1 protein-coding gene is annotated in these 2,649 nt (G+C 42.9%); it reads right to left on the bottom strand.

Translation table 11 applies throughout. The annotated features are described in order from the left end of the window. Positions 1 to 426: 426 nt before the first annotated feature. A partial coding sequence (locus tag PLA23_RS12415; RefSeq protein ID WP_324475385.1) for a PKD domain-containing protein occupies positions 427 to 2,649 on the bottom strand: 2,223 nt, incomplete at its 5' end.

Here is a 2,649-nt window from a genome sequence, read left to right as displayed (position 1 = left end):
ATGAGAAATCCGGGCTCTTTCATTGTAGAGCCCTCTCTCATAAGATCTAATCCCTTGTCTTTGGTAGCCGATTTAAATCACCCCCAGACAGGACCGGTAATCAGTTCCTAATTTGTGGTATTAAGGAGAACAGAAAGCCTTCTCCAAACCTTGTGAAATAATCCTGATCCGGTATTAGGGCTGACATCCGGGTTGTTCAGCGGGGTTATAGATTCAGGAATCTAACCAAATTATGATTAGATAAACATTTGGCGATAAGGAGTGTCTGATATAAATTAATTAAAGGGATATTTCTGAGACTAACCTATTTAGTGCATAGTAAAGAGGGTTTTCTGATATCCTGCCGATTCATAGCAGAAGTGTGAGTACTGGTGAGAAAATCGAAAATTAGATCCTAGAAATTTGATAAACGTCAAATATTAGAGATTAAGGGATTATTCTCCCAATAAAGTTTTGATTTACAGCACTACATTTCCCACCCGGATTCAGCTGAACATGGTTAATCCATCCATCGGCCGGACTTGTGGTATCCCATGTAGGTGTATCCGGGCAGTTCAAATCAACCCAATAATTATTTGGAGGTCTTTCATGCATGATGGTATAGAAACCGCCTGCCTGGCTGACCCCAGTTCTTTCCAGGATAGTCCGGTCATCATTCCATACATTGATTCTTATTCCAGGAACCCCGACTCCTGAAGAGGTTCTCACATAACCAGATATGGAACACCAATTTGAGGCTGAATCGAATATTGCATGTATCGTCTGATCGCTTTGAACATTAGTAAAGGTGTAGGATGGGACAACACCCACGGATACTCCATTTACTAGGACATCTATTATGATATACCCTGAATTTGCTGTAATAGTAAACGCCTGATTGGAACCGCAATTTACTCTAACCACTCCGGCGGGAGAGATCTGACCATTGGGACCTGCGGTTGCAGTGATTGTGAAATTCTTAATTGCAAATTCAGCATTTATCGTATGAGACTGCTGAATGTTGGTAAACGTATATGTATATGGACTCGTAAAAGGACCAGGAATGGAAGAACCATCAATAATTATAGATGAGATGCTGTAACAGGGATTCGCAGTTATCACAAATGCCCGATTGGAACCGCAAGTAACCGAAACAGTACCGGTGGGAGAGATCTGGCCATTGGAACCCGCAGTTGCAGTGATTGTGAAATTCTTAATTGCAAATTCAGCATTGATTGTATGTGACTGCTGAACATTGGTAAACGTATACGTATGTGGACTGGTAAAAGGACCTGATAGGGGAGAACCATCGATAATTATTGATGAAATGTTGTAACAGGGATTCGCAGTTATCACAAATGCCTGATTGGAACCGCAGGTAACCGAAACTGCACCGGATGGAGAGATTTGACCATTAGAACCTGCAGTTGCAGTAATGGTGTAGTTCTGCACCGAAAATTCAGCGTTAATTTCATGGGATTCCTGAACATTGGTAAACGTATACGTATGTGGACTGGTAAAAGGACCGGTAAGAGGAGAACCATCAACGAGAACTGAAGTGATATTATAGCATTCACTGCTGGTAATTGTATATGTCTGATCATATCCACATGGGACTAAGGTAATTCCAGGTGGGGAGATGGATCCTCCGGTTCCAGCAGTCGCATTTATCGGAAATGTCTTCAGAGCAAACATCGCATGAATTGATTGATCAGAAGTTACATTCGTAAACGTATAAGTAAAGGGACTTACCTGTGGACCAAGGTGCTGTGTCCCGTTGATTATTACATCGGTGATATTAAAGCAGAATGCCGCGGTAATATTATAACTCTGGTCTGAACCACAATCAACCACCGTTATCCCCAGTGGATCAATCGTTCCCCCCGTATCAGCAGATGATGCAATCTGGTATTGTTTCCGATCAAAGTATGCATCAATGGTCTGGTCGTACTGTACATTGATGAAGGTGTAGCTCTCAACCGGTCCAAGATGCTGTGCATTGGGTTGATTCTCATCGATCACCACATCCCTGATGGTATGACAGAGATCCGGCGTAATATTGAACTGCTGATTCCATTCACATGGTACCGTGACATTTCCTGATGGGTTGATAGATCCTCCCTCATGAGCAGTAGCTACAATGGTAAGCGGGAGACATCCAATCGGGAGATACATAGAATTCGTAGACTCACTGCCACATGAGTTCTTTATGGTAAGGATTACCTGGTAGTCGTCACGGATGTAATACGTATGGATCGGATTGCGCTCAGTCGATGATGAACCGTCTCCAAAGTACCAATTCCACTCAACTATGTCATATCCGGTGGAGAGGTCGGTAAACTGAACAGTCAGGGGATCCTCATTGATAATGGTGTAATTGAATAATGCTTCAACCGGTGGGCAGTAGACATTTATCTGTTCACTATGGGTTTCGTTTCCACCACAGGGACTTGTTGCATGAAGGGTTGCTGAATAATTCCCACCTTTTTTATAAATATGGACCGGGTTTCTGAATGAAGAGACGCCTCCATCACCAAAGGTCCATCCCCAGGATTGTGGCGTTCCTATTGTCCTGTCAGTAAAGTACACGGTTAATGGAGCGGTTCCATTTACAGGTTCCATTCTATAGGTGAAATTGGCATAGACCGGGCAACAAACGAGTTTTTCAAA

The sequence above is a fragment of the Methanospirillum sp. genome (assembly GCF_035406105.1).
GTDB lineage: Archaea > Halobacteriota > Methanomicrobia > Methanomicrobiales > Methanospirillaceae > Methanospirillum.
This window is presented reverse-complemented; position numbering and strand designations above follow the sequence as displayed.